Source organism: Pseudomonas sp. LH1G9 (assembly GCF_002949975.1).
GTDB classification, from domain to species: domain Bacteria; phylum Pseudomonadota; class Gammaproteobacteria; order Pseudomonadales; family Pseudomonadaceae; genus Aquipseudomonas; species Aquipseudomonas veronii.
This window is the reverse complement of record NZ_CP026880.1, coordinates 3151831-3171661: the sequence shown is the minus strand read 5'-3', so window position 1 is coordinate 3171661 and position 19831 is coordinate 3151831. Positions and strand designations below refer to the sequence as shown.

The window sequence follows — 19831 nt, the reverse complement described above, 5'->3', positions numbered from 1 at the left end:
TCAGTCTTGCATCGGCACTTGGTTCAATTTGGCGTCGGCGCCTACAGGCATCGCCGTCAGGTTTGATCGTGACGACAGAAAAGCCCTCCCAAAAGGGAAGAAAAGTATTAATATCGCGCACAAGAACGCCGGTTTTTTAGATGTGTTTGCTCGCACGAACATCATCCATCAAATCGGCGTTCTTGTTTCTGTGTTTCCCGGGATTCCGTGAAGAACCTTTTTTTGTGCCTGCCATTCAGCTCGGCGCTCCCTGTGCGGCCTCGGCGTGGAGGGGCGCGATGGGGCGTCGACCGAGGAAAATGAGCACCGCCGCGGCCGTCAGCAAGGTGACGCCCGCCAGCAGTTGCAACAAGTTGCTGAAGCCGGCGATATAGGCCGTGCGCAACACCGCCACGGGCAGGCTCGCACTGGCGTGCTGCACATTGCCCATGACCAGGCTCTGCGCAATGACGGAAACGTCCAGCGCCGTGTGCTGCGGCAGATGATGCGCAACCAAGGCGCTCAACACCGCCAGGGTGACCGCCAGCGCCACGCCCTCACTGGCCACGCGTGTGGTATTGAAAATCCCCGTCGCCATACCCGCACGTTCTTTGGGAACCACGCTGATCGCCAGCCCGTCCATCAAGCCCCATGGCAACCCGGTGCCGATGCCGATGATCAGCATCGCGACCACTGTCTGCCACGACTGGCCGCCCTGAACCAGGCTCAGCGCATACAAGCCCGCCGCCGCGATCAGCAGGCCAATGGCGCACAGCACGCCCGCCGACAGCCAGCGCGTGAGCGTCGCCGCGAGCATCGGCACCCCCAGCATGGGCGCCGACAGTGCGAGCATCATCAAGCCTGCCTCGGACGCGCCGTGGCCTTCGACGCCGATAAAGCGCAGGGGCAGCAACACGATCAGGACGATGTAGCAGTAACAGGTACCGATCGGCAGCAGTTGCACACCAAGGAAGCGCGCAAAGCGAAACAGCTGCAGGTCGAGCATCGGGTGGCGGGCGCGATGTTCAACGAGGATAAACACCAGCAGCAACACGGCGGCGGCCGCCAGCAGGTACCGTGTGCTCGCCGCGCCCCAACCCTGTTCCGGCGCGAGGATGACCGCTGTGGTCAAGCTCACCAGCATGGCCGAAAACGTCAGCACGCCGACCGTGTCCAGGCGCAGTGCCCGGGGATCGCGGCTTTCCCGCAGGGTCGGCGCGGCGAGCATGAGCGAGAGGCCTGCCAGCACGGCCGTGCCGAGGAAAATCGCGCGCCAGCTCCACTGTTCGATCAGCAGCCCCGACAACAGCGGGCCAAACGCCAGCCCCGCGCCGAAGGTGGTGCCCAGCAGGCTGAAGGCGCGCGTGCGCGCATGCCCGTCAAATTCCTGGGCCAGCGCCGCACAACCGCTGGCCAGCGCGATGGCCGCCGCGACGCCCTGCAGTGCGCGCAAGGCATCCAGCCAGAGCATGCCCGGTGCCACCGTCAGCCACAGGGAGGCGCCAGTAAACAGTGCCATGCCCCATAAAAACAGGCGCTTGCGCCCATAGCGGTCGGCGAGGGTGCCGGCGGCCATCAACAAGCTGCCGAAGCTGAGCATGAACGCGTTGGTGATCCACGCCAGTTGCGTGGGGTGGGCGGCGAATGTCTGGCCGATAAATGGCGTGGCGACAGCGCCGCCGGTAAAGCTCATGGGCAACACCAACGCCGCCAGGCAAATCGCGGCCAGGATGGCATGGCGGCCCGGGGCGGGCAGGGTCTCGGTGGTGGTGTGCATGGGGGTATTCCGGCTGTTTTATGAAGACAAAGACTCTAGACAGGATGCAATCGTCGATAAACAGCCTTACATTCCACTCATAACGGACTAAATGGATGTAATAGCGTGACGGATAATCTCAGCGGCGTGATCGCCTTCGTCAAAACGGCAGAAGCCCTCAGCTTCGTGGGGGCAGCGCGGGCACTGGGGGTTTCCGCCTCGGCGGTGGGCAAGAATGTCGCCAAACTCGAAGCCTCGCTGAATGTGCGCCTGCTGCATCGCAGCACGCGCAAAGTCGGCCTGACCGCCGAAGGTCAATTGTTCTACGAGCGCTGTCGGAAAATTCTCGACGACCTGCACGACGCCCGCGCCATGCTTTCCCATGCCATACAAGCGCCCCGTGGCAAGTTGCGCGTCAGCCTGCCGACCATCGGCTACCGCTTTCTCTTTCCGCATATGCTCGCGTTCAGGCAGACCTACCCGGAGATCGAGCTGGAACTGGATTTCAACGACCACCTGGTGGATGTGATCGAGGAGGGCTTCGACGTAGTGATCCGCAGCGGCGGCCTGGCCGATTCGAGCTTGATGGCCCGCAAGCTGGGGCCGTTCAGGTTTGTGCTGTGTGCATCGCCCGCGTATCTGCGCGAGCACGGACGGCCGGCAACCCTCGCCGATCTTGAGCGCCACCCATGCCTGCGTTATCGGTTTGCCACCACCGGCAAAATCATGGACTGGACGTTGTCCGCCAACCCCGCGATCACGGCGTTGCGCCTGCCCACGGCGCTGACGTTGAACAATATGGAAGCCATGCTCAGCGCCGCCGTCGATGGCCACGGCATTGCCTACGTGCCGGACTTTCTCGCCCGCGAGGCGCTCGCCCAAGGGCAGTTGGACACCGTGTTGGAGGGCCATTGCGAGGACGAGGGCCAGTTCTGGGCGTTGTGGCCGTCCAGCCGCCATCTCTCGCCGAAAATCCGCGTGTTCGTGGACTTCGCCGCCGCGCGCCTGTTCACAACCCGACCAACCGGTAGCCCACCTGCAACTCGGTAATGAAGTACTGCGGCTGCGCCGGGTCGGCCTCGAGTTTTTGCCGCAAATGCGCCATGTGTACACGTAGGTAGTGGGCGCGGTCGACGTAGTCCAGGCCCCACACTTCCAGCAGCAGTTGCCGGTGAGTCAGCACCCGGCTCTGGCCGCGAATCATCGCACAGAGCAAGCGGTACTCGATGGGCGTCAGGTGGACCGGCTGGCCCGAGCGCCCATGGCGGTCGCAACAAAAAACACCAGGGAGAGGCCAATAAACATCAGGTTGTACATGGCGAACTCCCTAGAATTTTTCTGCGCGAATAAGTGCGTAGCCCAAGTAAGCGAACAGCCCCACGGCGCATAAGCCGCTGGCGATATAAATGAACGTGAGTGTGAGCACGGTGTAACTCCCCTGAATGAATAAGCCGCAATGGCGGACGCGGGGAGGTTAATCGCTGGGGTATCAAGCCCAGGCACTGATTAGCGGCGGCGGTATTAAGACGGTATAGAGACGAAATTATGCGGGGCGAACGAAAAAAAGGGATAGCCCGCCGCCCGGGTATCCCTTGAAAAACTGGGGTCCTGCTAATGTTGACGCGCTGTTTATTTGGCTTTCTTTTTCTTCTCGCTGCGCGTGGCGAGGTGCTCGAAGCAAAACGCGGCGGTGCCGAAGAGTGCAATCATTGAGAGGACGACCATGCCTAAAGTTGAACTTTCCACGATGACTTCCTACGGATGTTTGGGGGTAGGAAGTGACGGTAGAACGTTCGCGCTTAGTGACTCAATAGAGGCGACGTAATCGTTATGGCGAATTGGCAATCTATACGCATTCTTTACGAAAAGCAGAACAACACAACATCTGCTTATTGTAATGAGATCTAAATGTGGGAGGCAGCAAGCCCCCTCCCACACAGCCCCAACCTTACAAGTTGCGGCTATGCCGATAGTCGCTGACAGCTTCGTACACCGCTTTACGCAACCGGTTGATCCCGCCGATGGGGCGGTGCGCCTCCAGCCCGAACCACGGGTTGAACGACTGGTTGTCGCACGCCAGGTTCAGCGCCGGCGTGTCGAAATCCTGGGCGGGGATCGTCACCTTGGCCACGGTTTCATAGGGCGCATCGCTTTCCTTCCATTCGATGCTGGTGTCCTCGATCGGCATGAACTTCTGCGGGTTCTGCCGCTGGATCTGCAACACGAAACACGCCGGTACGCGGTCGGTGGACAGTTGCTGGTTCAGCGCACTGCGCAGGAAGTTCGGCAGGTCCTGGTTCTGTTTGGGCGGCACGTAATCCGGGCAGCTTTGCGGGTCGGGTGCGACGCGGAACTTGGCGTTGGCCGCGCCGAACTTGTAGGGCGAGACGGAAAAGTACGTGGTCTGGGTCGGGCTGGCTGGCGCGGGGGCCAGGGTCGCCAGGGCGATGAACAGGTGGCGCACCTGCCAACTGCGCGGGTCGAGCTTGGGAAAAAATGCCAGGACCTTCTTGCCGTCCGCCTGGGCCCCGATGTTCTGCGCGTATTCGGCCACGTCGCTGACAAAGAAGTTCGGGTGGCTGAACATCACGAAGTCCTGCTCGGCCCGCGCTTGCTGGTCGGCGAGCAGCTGTTTGCCCGGCACGTCGAGCAGCTTGATGGCCATGCCGCGCGCATCGCGGATGCTGTCGAATTGCGGGTAGGCGTTGCCGTTGGACAACCGCATCATGGCGTGCCAGGTCTTGCCCGGTTCGGCGAACACACCTTGGCGTAACGCCGGGTCGAGGTCGGCCAGCACACTGACTTCGGCCTTCACGCAACCGTGGGCCTTGGCGTGGGCGTCGCGCAGGTAGCGCGTGCCTTCGCGGTGTTGGTCAACGATACGCACTGCCGTCTGGATAATGCCTTGGGTCATTGCCGCTTCACCGGACGGGATCTGCTCATCCGGCGACACCGGACCGCTGTACTGCCAGGCGTACCAGGCGGTGGCGGCCAGCCAGCCGAGCAGGCCAAGGGCCAGCAGCCATGCCAGGGTTTTGCCGAGCACGGCGCCGAGGCGCAGCCACAGGCGCGCGAGCATGGAAGGTTGCTGGTTGTGCGAGTGGATAATCATGGCAGTTGTTGCTCCAGCGGGCCGCCGAGGACTTTGAGGTATTCGAGCAGCGCCCAGCGTTCCTGGGGCAGCAAGCCGCGACCGATGACCCCGTTGCCACGCTGGCCGGCACGGAATTCATGGCCGCTGTTGTGGTTGCCGGTGATGCGCGTATCGAACAGGAAGGCATTTTTGAACGCGTCGGTCTGAAAGCCCAGGTGGCGCGGGTCGTAGTCGAAGGTGCCTTTATAGAAGGTGGTGGCGCGCTCGTCCTGGGGCGAGAGCAACTGGTAGATCGTCGGCACCGAGCCGTTGTGCAAGAACGGCGGGGTGGCCCACACGCCGGCCAGCGGCCGCGCTTTGTAGGCGCGCAATTCGCGCACGCCGATGGGCAGGCCGTAACCGTCCAGGCGTGGGCGCTCGGCCGGGGGAACTCCGGCGGCGCGGTAGGCGTGGTCCTCAACGAAGGCGGTGACGTAGGCCAGGCCCTTGGCCACGGAGATTTTTTTCAGGTCCAGCGGTTCGGTGGGCGTGGGGTGCAACTCGACATTCAGTTTGGCCAGCTCCGCCGGGTCCCATTTCAAGGCGCTGAGGTCATAGCGCTGGTCGGCAATGTTGTTGGCGGCGCCAGGGTCGGTGCCGATGGCGTCCACCGGGAGCATCTTCAGTTGCTGTACCGGGCGGCCATTTTGCTGGGTGACGGCCGGCACATGGCAGCCGGCGCAGTTTTCGGCGAACAGTGCGCGGCCCTGGGCGGCGAGGGGCTTGTCGATGGCGCCGAACAGGTCTTCCGGCCAGGTCGGCGGCTTGAGGCGCTGCAGGGTTTCTTCGATCAGGTTCAGGTCGCGCACCCGCACGCTCGACGGGTAGCGCGCGTCGCCCTGAAGCGGCTGGCCGGCGTTGTCGAAGAAGCCCAGGGTGGCTCCCACGCCGAGGGCTTCGCCGATGTTGCGCGCCATCGGTTGTTGCGCTGAACCGTTCCATTGCACCCAGTCGAACGTCCAGATATCCCACAGCTGCGGGTAGTCCACCGGCGCGTTGGCAACGCGGTAATTGTCCGGCGAAATCGCGTCGCCGAAGCTGGCGTTGGCGATACGGCCGAAGGCATCGGTGCGCCCCGGGCCTTCTTCGGTGGGGTAGAGGCCGCGATGGGTGTCGTTCCAGGCGACTTTGAGGAACTGGTTCAGCGACTGTTTGAAGTCCTGGCGCAGCAGTTGTTCATTGTGAGTGTCGTAATCGTGGCCGAGCACCTTGCGGGCGAAGCGCTCGAATTTCCAGGGGTTGTAATACGTCGCGGCGAGGCTGGCCACCAGGGCCTGGCCGAAACTGCCGCCGCGCAAGGTCGGCACGCTGGACGGCAGCACGTGCTGGGCCGAACCGCCGTCGATGCGCAGGGCCTGGCCGTTGAAATGCAGTTCGCCGGTGTGGCAGGCGGCGCAGGTGATGTCCAGGTATTCGGTATTGTTGCCGGCATTCTTGTGTCGAGCGAAGCCGACCGGCAGGTTGCCGGGGTTTTGTGTGCTGGGCACTTGCTTGGGGTCGACCAGGAAGCCGAAGCGTGCCAGGTACTCCGGGGCGGCGAAGCGCTGTTCGGAAAACGGCAGTTCCAGCGCGGTGAACCAGTCGTAATGCAGGCCTTTTACCTGGGTGCCCTGGGGCGTGAAGTAATAGGTCTGGCGGTCGGCGGCACTCCATTGGTCCTGGTAGCGTACCTGTTCCACGGGCACGTAGTCCGGCAGCCTGGGGTTGACGGTGTAATAGAGCACCACCGCCAGGATCAGGCCCAGCAGGGCGAGAATCAGCAATAAAACACGGGAAAAAATGCGCAAGATAACTATCCTTGTCGAGTGATTGCGTTGTTATGCCACTACGCCACAGGTGCGGCAAGTGGCCATGGTCCTGCTGACAGGCAGTCCCGCGATCCGTCGCGGGCGCCCATCATGAATGAAAATGCGTTTAAACACGTGAACTTATCAGAAGTTTCCTGCTCAGATGCCGGTAGCCATTGGTCGTGGCCGCCTGATAAGCTCGCGACTTTATTCGATTGCCCTTTTGGCGCATGAACAAGGAAATAGCATGAAACAGCATCGGTTGGCGGCGGCGGTGGCCCTGGTTAGCCTGGTACTTGCGGGTTGTGATTCGCAGACCAGCGTAGAGCTGAAAACCCCGGCGCAGAAAGCTTCCTACGGTATCGGCCTGAACATGGGCAAAAGCCTTGCCCAAGAAGGCATGGATGACCTGGATTCCAAAGCGGTAGCCCAGGGCATTGAAGATGCCGTCGGCAAGAAAGAGCAGAAGCTGAAAGACGACGAACTGGTTGAAGCGTTTGCCGCACTGCAAAAGCGTGCTGAAGAACGCATGGCCAAAATGAGCGAAGAGTCGGCAGCCGCCGGCAAGAAATTCCTCGAAGACAACGCCAAGAAAGACGGTGTAGTCACCACGGCTTCCGGCCTGCAGTACAAGATCACCAAGAAAGCCGACGGCCCTCAGCCTAAGCCGACCGACGTAGTGACTGTTCACTACACCGGCAAGCTCACCAACGGCACCACCTTTGACAGCTCCGTGGATCGCGGCAGCCCGATTGACCTGCCGGTCAGCGGCGTGATTCCGGGTTGGGTCGAAGGCCTGCAACTGATGCACGTCGGCGAGAAGGTCGAGTTGTACATCCCGTCCGACCTGGCTTACGGTGCCCAGAGCCCGAGCCCGGCGATTCCGGCCAACTCCGTGCTGGTATTCGACCTGGAACTGCTGGGCATCAAGGACCCGGCCAAGGCTGAAGCTCCTGACGCACCAGCCGCCAAGAAGTAATCGGCGCCTGAACACCCAACGCCCCGTCTCGACGGGGCGTTGTTGTTTCTGCCGCACGCTTGCACACTCAAGCCTGTGCAAACCCAAACGAACGTCCGCAAGGTGCGGCAGTCTGATCAAGACTCGAGTGCAGGTAGCCGGACGCAAGCGCCAAGTCAATGAATTCTTGGGTTTTTTTGATGTGCGCAAAAAACGCCCGATCTGACTGAAAGCCTTGTAAACCGTGGCTCTCAGCGGTGAAAACCGGCTCTGTTCACAAGGTTATCCACAATTTGTGTGGATAACCTTCTCTGTCCCATGGAACTGGAGTGCCGAATGAAACCACCCTTCAATTTCGCCCGTTTTCTGCCCATGGCCGCGCGCTTGCTGGGGCGTGGGCGCTTGCCGACGCTGTTGTTCGCCGTGGCGGCCAAGGGCGCAAGCCAGGGCAACCGCCTCGGTAAGCTCAAGGATGACCTCAAGTTGCTCCAGGCCCTGTGCCTGGCCTACTGGCGGGGCGAGTACCGCGCGATCAGCCCGAAGGCGCTGGTGTCGGTCGTCGCAGGACTGATGTATTTCCTCAGTCCGATCGATGCGATACCGGACTTTATTCCCATGTTCGGCATGCTCGACGACATCGCCGTGCTGGCCTGGGTCATGAAGAGCCTGAGCGCCGAACTGAGCGCCTTTCGCGCCTGGCGTGAGGCGCAGCGTCCGGAAAAGCTCGCCGTGGTTGAGCGCCTGCCTGCGACGCCCGCGCTGCTGGCCCAGGAAAACCGGCAAAAAACCCCATGATACGGCGATCCCCCTGCGACCTTTGTGGCTGTTAGGATTACACTCCTTAGGAAAGCGCTTAAGGAAAGTGCTTACTTAGTAAGTGTTGTTATCCTACGGGGCTGTCATGGATATTCAGATAATTTCACGGGATGGCGAACCCGAATATGCGGTGTTGCCATGGGATCAGTACCAGGCGCTGCTAAAAGCCGCCGGTCAGCAGCAACCCGCACCAGCACCTTCTTCTACTGCCCACGCCGCTCCAGCCCAGGACCTGCACCCGCTTGCAGACCTGCGCGGCTTGCGCGAAGCCAAGGGCCTGGCTATTGAAGCCCTGGCCCGTACCGTGGGGATCAGCCCCTCGTACCTCGGATTGATCGAAAGTGGTGAACGCCAGCCGGATGCCGCGATCCGCCGCAGTCTGGCCTGGGAATTGGGCGTGGCAGGTTGGAGGGATGAATCTTGAGCCTACGTATCAGCCGTCAACACTGGGATGGGTTACTCCACGAACTGGACCAGGCGCGCCGCCAGCGCCACTTGCTGACTTACCGTGCGCTGCTGGAGCGCCTGCAATTTCCCACGCCGGCGATGCAGACCCTCACCGCCGCCCTGGAACATCTGGCGGCGCTGGACGCCAAGGCCGAGCAGCCATTGCGCAGTTCCCTGGTGATCAGCCAGGGTGCCAGCCGCCTGCCGCGTACCGGTTTTTTTGAATGCGTGGAGCGCCTGGGGCGTTTTTGCGGGCCTTCCGATGGCGTGGCCGCCGCGTCCTGGCACGCTTCGGAGGTGGTGCGCGTGTTCGAATACGAGTACCCGGAATCCGCCGAGGCTTAAACCGGCAGGGGCAGCATGTCCAGGCTGTCGATCACGTGGATGCTGTAACCGGCGATGTCCTTGGCATGGTGTTTGGCCTGGGACGCCAGCTCCGCCAACTGGCTGGCATCGAGTTGTCCACAGGCCTGTGGATACAAATGCACCACGCCGATGGACAGCGACAGCAGTGCATATTCCTGGCGCACACCCTGGCGGTTCAAGGCCACAAAGCAGCCGGCGTCCAGATGTTCGGCGCGATAGAAGCGTCGGCACTGGGTGTGGAAATCGTCCAGCAGTTGATTGAGCCGTTTGCGCCAATCCTGCGGCCCGAGCACCAGCAAAAAGTCATCGCCGCCGATATGCCCGACAAAGTCGCGGCTGGGGTCGACCCGGTCATTCAGGCATTGCGCTAGGCACAGCAGCACTTCATCGCCACGCCCGTAGCCATAGATGTCATTGAACGGCTTGAAGCTGTCGATATCCACGTAGCAAATCACCGACTCGCGTTGCTGCTGCAACAGTCGCGTCAGGCACTGCTGGATCGGCACGTTGCCCGGTAGCAGGGTCAACGGGTTGGCGTAGCGCGCCTGCTGGATCTTCAGCTCGGTGATCAGCTTGAGCACATCGATCACCCGGCCCAGGCCGAGGTAGTCGCCGTTCAGCGTGATGATGAAGTCTTCCTCGATGCGTTGGCGGGCGCGGCTGGTCAGCAGCCGGCTGACCTGTTGCAGGGACTGGCTCAACTCCACCGCGAGAAAATCATCGCTCATCAGGCGGCTGATCGGCTTGCGCGCGAACAGGTCGGTGGCGAAGGGTTTGAGCAGGGCGTCGGACAACGAATGGCGATGCACAATCCCGACCGGTCGGTCGCGCCCATCCAGCACCGCCAGAGAGTTGAGGTTGGCCTGGCGGCGGAAGGACTCCAGCACCTGGGCGGTGGCGGTGTCCTGATTCACTGCCGGCTGCTCGTTGAGCAGGGCGCTGAGGTCACTGCCTTCTTCGCTGAGGGCAATGTTGGCGTTATCGGGTTTGGGTAGCATCAGGCGCGCTTCCTGCGGCGGGTGTTCTTGGGGACGACAGAGCAAATAACCCTGGATCAGGTCGACCCCCATCTCGGTCAGCACCGCCAGTTCTTCCGGCAGCTCGATGCCTTCGGCAATCACCTGGGCGCGCGACGCCCGGGCGATCTGCAGGATAGAGCCGACAAATTCGCGCTTGAGCGCGTCCTGGTGGATGCCGTCGATAAAGTGCCGATCGATCTTCACGTAATCCGGACGCAGTTCCGACCACAGGCGCAGGCTGGAATAGCCTGCGCCCAAGTCGTCGAGCGCGATGGCGAAACCCATGTCGCGGTAGTGATGCAGGGCGGTTTGCAGCAGGTCGAAATCGTCGGTGGGCGACTGCTCGGTGAGTTCGATCACCACTTGGCTGGGGGGGATGCCGAAGTCCCGCAGCAGTTGCAGGGTGCGGCCCGGTTGGTGCGCGGTTTCCATCAGGGATTCCGGCGAGATATTGAGAAACAGCTTGCCCGGCAACTTCTGCTCGCTGAAGCGTCGGCATGCGCTTTCGCGGCAGGCTATTTCCAGTTCGCTGAGGCGCCCGGCATGGCCGGCCACGGCAAACAGGGCGACCGGGGAGTGCAGCGGGCTGTTGGACGGGCCACGGCTGAGGGCTTCGTAGCCGAGGATACGCCGCTCGGACAGGCAGATGATCGGTTGGAACAGGCTGTGTAAACTGCCTTGAGCCAGGATAGAGCCCAATGCATTCAGCTGTTCGGTCATGGTCATGGCGATCTCGATCTCGATCGAAAAAAAAGGACCGCAGGCGGTGAGCCGACGGTCCTTTATTTCACGACAGAATGATGTCTATATGATGACACTCTGCAGCGTGATCACATTAAATAGCCATCATTTATTGCTTGGCCACCTGTTTGGTCACTTTCAGGTAGTCCAGCAGAATCCGGCCTGTCTCGGCCAGGTAGGCGTCGTCTTCCGGCTTGGTTTTATCCGCCTCGGTCGGCAGCGCGTCTTCATCTTCTTTCTTCAGTTCCTTGAGTGGGGCTTCGCCCTTGGCCTTGCGGCGGACGTTCTCCAGCACCAGTTGCTGATTCTCGATGTCGGCGTGCTGCTTGCGACGATCCACTTCATTGAGGCTGACGGATTTTTCTTCCATCAGCTTCTTGGCCAGGGCCAGCTTGTCGCGGATGAACATGAACTCGGCATCCTTGGCGGAGCGGGTGTCGTGGTCAGCCTTCAACTGCGCCAGGAATGGCTTGAACGGGTCCGACGCGGGCTTGATCGCAGGACGGATGGTGTCCCACGGCATGGCCTCGGGCAGGGCGCTCTCGCCGATTTCCTTGGTGTCGATGATCGACGGGAAGTCGATGTCCGGCAGCACGCCCTGATGCTGGGTGCTCTGCCCGGAAACCCGGTAGAACTTGGCCAGGGTCAGTTTCAGCTCGCCATGGTTCAACGGCTGGATGGTCTGCACGGTGCCTTTGCCGAAGGTCTGGCCGCCGATGATCAAGGCGCGGTGATAGTCCTGCATGGCGCCGGCGAAAATCTCCGAGGCCGAGGCCGACAGGCGGTTGACCAGCAACGCCATCGGGCCTTTGTAGAAGGCGCCCGGGTTCTCGTCTTCGAGCACGTCGACACGGCCGTCAGCGTTGCGCACCAACACGGTCGGACCCTTGTCGATAAACAGGCTGGTCAGCTCGGTGGCTTCCTGCAGGGAGCCGCCGCCGTTGTTGCGCAGGTCGATGACCACGCCGTCGACTTTTTCTTTCTGCAGCTCGGTCAGGATCTTCTTAACGTCGCGCGTGGTGCTCTTGTAGTCCGGATCGCCAGCCCGGAAGGCCTTGAAGTCCAAGTAGAAGGCCGGGATTTCAATCACGCCCAGCTTGTAGTCCTTGCCATCCTGCTTGAGGTTGAGGACTTTCTTCTGCACGGCCTGGTCTTCGAGTTTCACCGCTTCACGGGTGATGGACACGATCTTGCTGGTCTGGTCGTTCGGCGCATTGGTGTGCGGAATCACTTCCAGGCGCACCACGCTGCCTTTCGGCCCACGGATCAGCTTGACCACTTCGTCCAGGCGCCAGCCGACCACATCGACCATCTCTTTGTCGGCCTGGGCCACGCCGATGATCTTGTCGGCAGGGGCGACCTGCTTGGTCTTGTCTGCCGGACCGGCCGGTACCAGACGCACGATTTTCACCTGGTCATTGTCGCTTTGCAGGACGGCACCGATGCCTTCCAGCGACAGACTCATGTTGATATCGAAATTTTCCGCGTTATCCGGCGACAGATAATTGGTGTGCGGATCGTAGGACATCGCGAAGGTGTTGATGTAGGCCTGGAAGATATCTTCGGCACGGGTCTGGTCCAGACGTGCCAGCTGATTCTTGTAGCGCTTGGTCAACAGCTCTTGAATGGCCTTCGGCTCTTTGCCGGCGATCTTCAGGCGCAGCACTTCGTCCTTGACGCGTTTGCGCCACAGGTCATCCAGGGCGGCGGTGCTGGTCAGCCAAGGGGCGTCCTTGCGATCCACCAGAAGGCTTTCCTTCTCGGTGAAGTCGAACTTGTCGATGCCTTTGTCCAATTCACCCAGGGCGAAGTCCAGACGCGCTTTGACGCGGTCCAGGTAACGCTTGTAGATGGTGAACCCGGGCTGCAGGTCGCCACTCTTGAGGAAGTCGTCGAACTGGGTCTTCCACTTGTCGAACTCAGCGATGTCGCTGGCCAGGAAGTAGCTGCGCGACGGGTCCAGCAGCTTGAGGTAGCTGTCATAGATGATCACCGAGCGAGCGTCGTCCAGCGGCGGCTTGCTGTAGTGATGACGCTTGAGCAACTCGACGACGTTAAGGCTGGCAATCACCTCATCGCGATCAGGCTGAAGATTGTCCCAGCTGTTGGCTGCGAACGTATTGGTCGACATCGACGACAAGCCGAGACCAATGAAAAGAGCTAGGGCGGTGCTGGGGAACAAATGCTTCATGCTGATTCGACGCGGGGGCAATTGATAACGCATATTAGGCCGTCTTTGAAGTCGCCGGTTCCATTTGGGCCGGTCGCATAATGCAAAAAGCCCGGCGATACAGCTACGGGCTCAGTCCAGACTCACTATGGAGGCACTGTGAAAGCATTGCAAGGCGTTGAAGGTCATGTGGAGTGGTTGGAAGAGCCAAGTCCTACATGCGATGTAGGTCAGGTTCGCATTCGGGTGGCGGCTGCGGGCCTCAATCGTGCCGATTTATTGCAGCGTGCGGGGCTGTATCCGCCGCCGCCGGGCGTCAGCAAGGTGTTGGGCCTGGAGTGTTCCGGGGTGATCAGCGAGGTCGGCGCGGGTTCGTCCTGGCAGGTCGGCGACCGCGTCTGCGCGCTGCTGGCCGGCGGCGGCATGGCCGAGGAAGTGGTGGTGGACGCCCGTCACGTGCTGCCGGTGCCGGAAGGCCTGTCGTTGATCGAAGCGGCAGCATTGCCCGAGGTGTATAGCACCGCGTGGTTGAACCTGTTCCAGCTGGCGGGCGTCAAGCCCGGCGAGAAGGTGTTGCTGCATGCCGGCGCCAGTGGCGTGGGTTCGGCGGCAATCCAGCTGTGCAAGGCGTTCGGCAGCCCGTGCTGGGTCAGTGTCGGCTCGGCGGATCGGTTGGCCTACTGTGAAGCCCTCGGCGCCCAGGGCGGCGTGGTCCGCACGGACGGTATCGAAGGGCTGCGGGATTTCGGGCCGTTTGACGTCATCCTCGACCCGGTCGGCGCCAGCTACGCGGCGCTGGACCTCAAGTTGCTGGCCCTGGACGGTCGTTGGGTGCTGATCGGCCTGATGGGCGGGCGCGAGGCGCAACTGGACCTGGCGCAGGTGCTGGGCAAGCGAGTGCAACTGCTGGGCTCGACCCTGCGCAGCCGTGACGATCAGTTCAAGGCCGACCTGTTCAGTGACCTGAGCCAGCATGTCTGGCCGTTGTTTGCCGAAGGCCGCTTGAGCCCGCAACTGGCCAAGACCTTCCCGATCAACGATGCCGAGGCGGCGTTTGCGGAGCTGGCGACCAACCAGATTTCCGGCAAGTTGGTGTTGGTGATCGACGACAGCCTGACCTGATCCCGAATTGGAATGTGGTCAATGTGGGAGGGGGCTTGCCCCCTCCCACATTTGGATCTTGGTCGAATCAGGCCCAGCGGTGGACCGGCCAGCCGGCTTTTTCGGCGTGCTCGCGCAATACCGGGTCGGGGTTCACCACCTGGGGGTTATCCACCTTCAGCAGCAGCGGTAGATCATTGCGCGAATCCGAATAGAAGTACGCGCCTTCCAGGGTTTCCCCTTCCTGCTCCAGCCATTCGAGCAAACGGGTGATCTTGCCTTCGCGGTAGGTCAGGACGCCGACAGTACGGCCGCTGTACACGCCGTGGCTGACATCCAGCTCGATCCCCAATACTTCGTCGATGCCGATACGCGCCGCAATCGGCGTGACCAGGTGGGTGCCCGACGCGGAAATCACCAGCACCCGGTCGCCGTTCGCGCGGTGGCGGGCGATGGTGCGGGTGGCGTCGCTGTAGATCAGCGGTTCGATCACGTCCTCGACCCAGGGCTCCACCAGATGCTCGATCTCCTCCGGCGTGCGGCCGATCATCGGCTCCAGGCTGAAGTCCATGAACTCTTCCATGGCCAGCTTGCCCTGGCTGTAGGCGTCCATCAGTTCGTTGTTCTTGCGCATGAACGACTCGGGGTCGACCCAGGCCAGGCGGCCCATCTGCTCGCTCCACAGGGTGGCGCAGTCGCCGTGGATCAGGGTGTCGTCCAAATCAAAAATTACCAATGCCATCCGTCACACTCTCTTAAAAAATCACTGCTGCTCAGGCTACTTCACACAGTGCGCTCGGGTCGATGGAAAGTGCCAGGCGCTGGCCGTCGGGGTGCAGATCGTCCGCCGAGCGGTTGAGCACGTCCACCACCAATTCCACGCCGCGCGCTTCGATACGGTAGCGAATCACGTTGCCCAGCAGGCTGTGGCTGCGCACCAGGGCGTCGAGTTCGCCGCTGCGGCTCAGTTCGATGGCTTCCGGGCGAATCGCGATGCGCCCGCTGATCGGCCGTTGCAGCAGTTGGCTGGCCTTGTCCGCGTCGAGCAGGTTGTAGTTGCCGATAAACCCGGCGGCAAACACATCCACCGGCGCGGTGTAGAGGGTTTCGGCATCGCCGCTTTGCACGATCTTGCCCTGGTTCATCAGGAAGATCCGGTCGGACATGGTCAGCGCTTCTTCCTGGTCATGGGTCACGAAAATCGTGGTCAGGCCCAATTCGCGCTGGATCTGGCGGATCTGCTCGCGCAGGTGCTTGCGGATGCGTGCATCCAGCGCCGACAGCGGTTCATCCAGCAGCAACAGGCGCGGGCGGGTCACCAGGGAGCGGGCGAGGGCCACGCGCTGGCACTGGCCGCCGGACATCTGGTGCGGGTAGCGACCGGCCAGCTCCTTGAGCTCCACCAGTTGCAGCACGTCCTGCACGCGTTTGTGGCTGTCGTCGGCGTTGACCTTTTGCATGCGCAGGCCGAAGGCGACGTTTTGTTCCACGGTCATGTTGGGGAACAGCGCATAGCTCTGGAACACCATGCCGATCTGCCGTTTCTGCGGGCTCAAGGGCACGATGTCGTGGCCGTCGAGGAGGATCTGGCCACTGTCCACCGAGGTCAGGCCGGCGATGCAGCGCAGCAAGGTGGACTTGCCGCAGCCGGACGGGCCGAGCAGGGTGACGAATTCGCCCTTGGCGATCTCGCAGTTGATGTCACTGAACACCGGGGTGCCGGCGTAGCCTTTTTGCAGGTGTTGGACGCTGACGAAGCTCATTGGCTTTTGTCCTTGTTCAAGATGTTGGCGGCCCAGGTCAGCACCAGCACAAAGAAGAAATAGGAAATGACCACGGCACTGGTGAAGTGGCCGCTGCTGTTGCGCATGTTGTTCAGGTACACCTGCAGGGTTTCGTAGCGCGTGCCGACGAGGATATTGGCGAACACGAACTCACCGAACAGGAACGAAAACGACAGCAGCAACGCCACCATCAGGCCCTTGCGCAGGTTGGGCAGCACCACCAGGATCGCTGCCTGCCAGGTGCTGGCGCCGAGCAGTTGCGCGGCGTCCATCAGGTCGCGCAGGTTGATGGCTTGCAGGTTGTTGGTGATCGCGCGGTACATGAACGGCAGCGCCACGGTGAAATAGCAGCCGATCAGAATCCACGGCGTCCCCACCATCGCCAGCGGCCCGGAGCCATAGAGTTGCAGCAGGCCCACCGACGACACCACCGGCGGCACCGCGAACGGCAGCAGGATCAGGATGTTCATCAACGCGTCGAGCCTGGGGAAGTGGTAATGCACCACGAACAGCAGCGGCAGGATCAGCACCACCGACAAAATCAACGCGCCCACGCACACCAGCAGGGACTGGCCGAAAGCCATCAGAAAGCGCGGGTCGCTCCACAGTTGCACGTACCACTTCACGGTAAAGCCGGCCGGCAAGATCGTCGCCGACCAGCTGCTGGCAATGGAGTAGACAAAGGTGCCGATCAGCGGCAGCACCAGGATCGCGAACAACAGGTACACCACCACCCGGTGGTAGAGAGAGGCCGGGCCGGCTTCAGCGCGAGACATGGTAGCTCCTCTTGAGCAGCAGTTGATGGACCACGGTGACCACGGTCATCAGCGCCACCAGCACCACGGCCAGGGCGCTGGCCATGTTCGGGTCCAGGGAGATGTCGCCGGACACCATCGCTGCGATCCGGATCGGCAATACGTTGAAATTGCCGGTGGTCAGCGCGTAGACCGTGGCGTAGGCGCCGAGTGCGTTGGCCAGCAGGATCACGAAGGTGCCGAGCAGCGCGGGGGTCAGCACCGGCAGGCCGATGTGGCGCCAGAACTGCCAGCCGTTGGCACCCAGCAGGGCGGCGGACTCGCGCCAGTCTTCGCGCAACGCATCGAAGGCCGGGTAGAGCAGCAGCACGCCCAGCGGGATCTGGAAGTAGGTGTAGAGAATGATCAGGCCGGTCTTGGAGTACAGGTTGAAGTCCTGAATGATCCCGGCCTGCTTGAGCATGATGGTGATGCTGCCGTTGAAACCGAGCAGGATGATGAAGGCAAAGGCCAGGGGCACGCCGGCGAAGTTGCTGGTCATGTTGGCGAAGGCGGTGACGAAGTTGCGCAGCGGCGAGTCCACGCGGCGCAACGAGTAGCTGCCGAGCACCGAAATGATGATGCCGAACACGCTGGAGTAGAAGCTGATCTCCAGGCTGTACTGGATCGCCTGCAGGTAGAACTTCGAACTGAAGATTTTGCTGAAGTTGGCCAGGCCCCAGCCGAACTCTTCCGATTGCAGGCTGTTGATCATCACCCACGCCAGCGGGGCAATTTCAAACACGATGAAGAACAACGCGAAAGGCACCAGGCACAGGATTGCCAGCCATTTGCTGCGGGTCATGGCACTCACTTCAACAGCTCCCGGCATACAGGTTTGTCGTGGGGCACGCCCAGCAACGCGCAGACGGTGCCGCACAGCTCGGTTTGCCTGGGCGTGGCGTCGGGATCGAAGGTGAAGGCCGAGCCGAGCACGAACAGTGGCACTTCGCGTTCTTCCGGCAGCAGGCCGTTGTGGGAGCGGTCGTTGTTCATGCCGTGGTCGGCGGTCACCAGCACCTGATAGCCGGCGTCGAGCCAGCCTTGCAGGTAGTCGGCCAGGAGGATGTCGGCCGAGCGTGCGCTGTTGCGGTATTGCGCGCTGTCGAGGCCGTGCTTGTGGCCGGCGTCGTCGATGTTCATCGGGTGGACGACCAGCAGGTTCGGCGCGTGTCTGCAGCGCAGGCTTTCGGCGTCGGCGAACAGGTGCGAATCCGGGTAGTGGTCCTGCCAGTAGAAGTGCCCGTGCTGGATCGCCAGGGTCTTGTCGTCGGTATGCCGGTCACGGGCGGCGATAAAGGGCGTGCGGTTATACAACTCGCTGACCCAATGATAGGCCGCCGCGGCGGTGGTGAGACCGGCGTCGCGGGCGTAATGGAACAGGCTGCGCTGGTTGGACAGGCGCGACACATGGTTGTGGGTGATACCGCTGTCGATCGGCGGCACGCCGGTGAAGATGCATTCGTAGAGCGGCCGGGAGAGTGACGGCAGTTCACATTCGAGTTTGTAGAGGGCTGCGCGTCCTGCGCCGACGTAGGCTTGCAGATGCCCCATGGCATGACGGGCAACCTCGAAGTTCAGGCCGTCGAGCACCACAAGGATGACGTTGTGCTTCATAGGGGGAGACGCTCCGCAACAGATGGGTTTGGATCGGGTTTGCGGTTGGGACCGGAACAAATGTGGGAGCAGGCAAGCCTGCTCCCACACTGACCGCATCTACAGCTCAGGCATTACTGCATATTGATGATGACTTCTTCCTGCCACTTCTGCGGCAGTGCCTTGGAGCTCTTCTCCCAGGCGTCGGCATCCTTGATCGGGGTGACGTGCTTGTATTGCTCGTTCGGCAGCAGCTTGTCCTGCACTTCCTTCGGCAACGTCAGGTGTTCGGCGCGAATCGGCCGCGCATTGCCCTTGGCCAGGTTGATCTGGCCGGCGTCGCTGAAGATGTATTCGCGGGCCAGTTTGGCGGCGTTCGGGTGCTTGGCGTATTTATTGATGATGGTGGTGTAGCCGGAAATCACCGAACCGTCCGATGGGATCAGCACCACGTAGTCATCCGGGTTGGCCATCTTGGCTCTGTAGCTCAAGCCGTTGAAATCCCAGACCACGCCGACTTCCACTTCGCCTTTTTCCATGGTGGCGATGGTCGGGTTGGCGAGGGACAGGCGACCTTGCTTGGCGATGTCGGCGAACATCAGCAGGGCCGGCTGCAGGTTTTTCTCGTCGCCCTTGTTGGCGATGGCGGCGGCCAGCACACCGTTGGCGGCTTGGGCGGCGGTGCTCACGTCACCGATGGAGACCTTGTATTTGCCGCTCTTCAAGTCAGCCCAGCTGGTTGGTACGTCCGAGCCGTGCAGCAGCTTTTTGTTGACGATAAAGGCGATGGTGCCGGTGTAGGCCAGCGCCCAGTTGCCGTCTTTATCTTTCGCCCAATCCGGGACCTGGGCCCAGGTGCTTGGTTTGTAAGGCTGGACCACGCCCTGTTTCACCGCGATCGGGCCGAAGGCCGCGCCGACGTCGCCGATATCGGCACTGGCGTTGTCTTTCTCGGCGGCGAACTTGGCGATTTCCTGGGCCGAGCTCATGTCGGTGTCGATGTGCTTGAGGCCGTAGGTCTTGGCCAGGTCATCCCAGGTGCCTTTCCAGTTGGCCCAGTCATCGGGCATGCCGACGCTGTTGACGGCGCCTTCCGCTTTCGCGGCGGCTTCGAGCGTTTTTAGATCGGTATCAGCGGCCATGGCGGCGGTGCTCATGGCAATGGTCGAGCCTAACAGTGATGCCAGGAAAAGCTGTTTCATCCGAAGCTCCTTTGGGCGTTTTCAACGCGGCGTTTTATATGAACGTTAGCGGTGGTGTTGGTCTAGGTCAGCAATACCTGAGCCAATCTAGGCGGGATGGATGACAGTTTCATGTCGATGTCGTTTTTGAAGCACCGATGTCGCTCGGCGCAGGTTTAGCGTAGACCATGCCCAAGCGCCCG

The 19831-nt window shown here is 61.6% G+C and carries 18 protein-coding genes and 1 pseudogene; 6 read left to right on the top strand and 13 right to left on the bottom strand.

Annotated features, from left to right (window positions below):
* Window positions 1-235: 235 nt before the first annotated feature.
* Window positions 236-1756 carry an MFS transporter gene (locus C5F70_RS14525; protein WP_104903590.1) on the bottom strand — a complete coding sequence of 507 codons (1521 nt, stop codon included), beginning with the start codon at window positions 1754-1756 and terminating at the stop codon, window positions 236-238.
* Between the two features lie 105 nt (window positions 1757-1861).
* Here C5F70_RS14525 and C5F70_RS14520 point away from each other — a divergent pair, with 105 nt between their 5' ends.
* Window positions 1862-2785 (top strand): LysR family transcriptional regulator, encoded by a 924-nt coding sequence (locus tag C5F70_RS14520; protein WP_046384153.1) that lies wholly within the window; start codon window positions 1862-1864, stop codon window positions 2783-2785.
* Here C5F70_RS14520 and C5F70_RS14515 read toward each other — a convergent pair.
* From C5F70_RS14515 to C5F70_RS14500, 4 genes and pseudogenes are all read right to left on the bottom strand, one after another.
* A pseudogene (locus tag C5F70_RS14515) lies at window positions 2745-2993 on the bottom strand (winged helix-turn-helix domain-containing protein); the annotation flags it as partial. The gene C5F70_RS14520 and the pseudogene C5F70_RS14515 sit on opposite strands and share 41 nt — an antisense overlap.
* Window positions 2994-3062: 69 nt before the next feature.
* Window positions 3063-3116 carry a K(+)-transporting ATPase subunit F gene (gene kdpF, locus C5F70_RS31150; RefSeq protein ID WP_231590042.1) on the bottom strand — a complete coding sequence of 18 codons (54 nt, stop codon included), beginning with the start codon at window positions 3114-3116 and terminating at the stop codon, window positions 3063-3065.
* Window positions 3117-3683: 567 nt separating this feature from the next.
* Window positions 3684-4814: a catalase family protein gene (locus C5F70_RS14505; protein WP_371920074.1), complete on the bottom strand. Its 1131-nt coding sequence runs from the start codon at window positions 4812-4814 to the stop codon at window positions 3684-3686.
* 29 nt (window positions 4815-4843) lie between these two features.
* Window positions 4844-6655 (bottom strand): di-heme-cytochrome C peroxidase, encoded by a 1812-nt coding sequence (locus C5F70_RS14500; protein ID WP_104903589.1) that lies wholly within the window; start codon window positions 6653-6655, stop codon window positions 4844-4846.
* Window positions 6656-6902: 247 nt separating this feature from the next.
* Here C5F70_RS14500 and C5F70_RS14495 point away from each other — a divergent pair, with 247 nt between their 5' ends.
* The 4 genes from C5F70_RS14495 to C5F70_RS14480 all read left to right on the top strand — a co-directional run bounded on the left by C5F70_RS14495 (window position 6903) and on the right by C5F70_RS14480 (window position 9221).
* A complete protein-coding gene (locus tag C5F70_RS14495) occupies window positions 6903-7634 on the top strand; it encodes an FKBP-type peptidyl-prolyl cis-trans isomerase (protein ID WP_017846882.1) in 732 nt (243 codons plus the stop codon).
* A gap of 315 nt (window positions 7635-7949) precedes the next feature.
* Window positions 7950-8408, top strand: a complete 459-nt coding sequence (locus C5F70_RS14490) for a YkvA family protein (RefSeq protein ID WP_017846883.1) — start codon at window positions 7950-7952, stop codon at window positions 8406-8408.
* A gap of 106 nt (window positions 8409-8514) precedes the next feature.
* The gene (locus C5F70_RS14485; protein WP_046385332.1) at window positions 8515-8853 is read left to right on the top strand and encodes a helix-turn-helix transcriptional regulator; all 339 of its coding nucleotides are present in this window, start codon (window positions 8515-8517) and stop codon (window positions 8851-8853) included.
* A complete protein-coding gene (locus C5F70_RS14480; RefSeq protein WP_017846885.1) occupies window positions 8850-9221 on the top strand; it encodes a hypothetical protein in 372 nt (123 codons plus the stop codon). The genes C5F70_RS14485 and C5F70_RS14480 overlap by 4 nt, the downstream gene beginning before the upstream one ends.
* Here C5F70_RS14480 and C5F70_RS14475 read toward each other — a convergent pair.
* Both C5F70_RS14475 and C5F70_RS14470 read right to left on the bottom strand, forming a co-directional pair.
* Window positions 9218-10987, bottom strand: a complete 1770-nt coding sequence (locus C5F70_RS14475) for a bifunctional diguanylate cyclase/phosphodiesterase (protein WP_046384146.1) — start codon at window positions 10985-10987, stop codon at window positions 9218-9220. The genes C5F70_RS14480 and C5F70_RS14475 overlap by 4 nt on opposite strands.
* Window positions 10988-11111: 124 nt before the next feature.
* Window positions 11112-13193, bottom strand: coding sequence for a carboxy terminal-processing peptidase (locus tag C5F70_RS14470; protein ID WP_169886158.1), 2082 nt, complete (start codon window positions 13191-13193; stop codon window positions 11112-11114).
* A gap of 138 nt (window positions 13194-13331) precedes the next feature.
* Here C5F70_RS14470 and C5F70_RS14465 point away from each other — a divergent pair, with 138 nt between their 5' ends.
* A complete protein-coding gene (locus C5F70_RS14465) occupies window positions 13332-14294 on the top strand; it encodes a zinc-binding dehydrogenase (RefSeq protein WP_026140008.1) in 963 nt (320 codons plus the stop codon).
* Between the two features lie 67 nt (window positions 14295-14361).
* On the opposite strand, the gene C5F70_RS14460 is transcribed toward C5F70_RS14465, so the two are convergent.
* From C5F70_RS14460 to C5F70_RS14435, 6 genes are all read right to left on the bottom strand, one after another.
* Window positions 14362-15015: an HAD family phosphatase gene (locus tag C5F70_RS14460; protein ID WP_017846889.1), complete on the bottom strand. Its 654-nt coding sequence runs from the start codon at window positions 15013-15015 to the stop codon at window positions 14362-14364.
* Window positions 15016-15046: 31 nt separating this feature from the next.
* Complete coding sequence (locus C5F70_RS14455) at window positions 15047-16036, bottom strand: ABC transporter ATP-binding protein (RefSeq protein ID WP_057005837.1); 990 nt, start codon at window positions 16034-16036, stop codon at window positions 15047-15049.
* A complete protein-coding gene (locus C5F70_RS14450) occupies window positions 16033-16833 on the bottom strand; it encodes an ABC transporter permease (protein WP_017846891.1) in 801 nt (266 codons plus the stop codon). Before C5F70_RS14450 ends, C5F70_RS14455 begins: the two co-directional genes overlap by 4 nt.
* A complete protein-coding gene (locus C5F70_RS14445; protein ID WP_177410557.1) occupies window positions 16820-17656 on the bottom strand; it encodes an ABC transporter permease subunit in 837 nt (278 codons plus the stop codon). The genes C5F70_RS14450 and C5F70_RS14445 overlap by 14 nt, the downstream gene beginning before the upstream one ends.
* A gap of 5 nt (window positions 17657-17661) precedes the next feature.
* Complete coding sequence (locus C5F70_RS14440; protein ID WP_017846893.1) at window positions 17662-18468, bottom strand: alkaline phosphatase family protein; 807 nt, start codon at window positions 18466-18468, stop codon at window positions 17662-17664.
* Between the two features lie 113 nt (window positions 18469-18581).
* Window positions 18582-19649: an ABC transporter substrate-binding protein gene (locus tag C5F70_RS14435; protein WP_102618347.1), complete on the bottom strand. Its 1068-nt coding sequence runs from the start codon at window positions 19647-19649 to the stop codon at window positions 18582-18584.
* Window positions 19650-19831 lie beyond the last annotated feature (182 nt).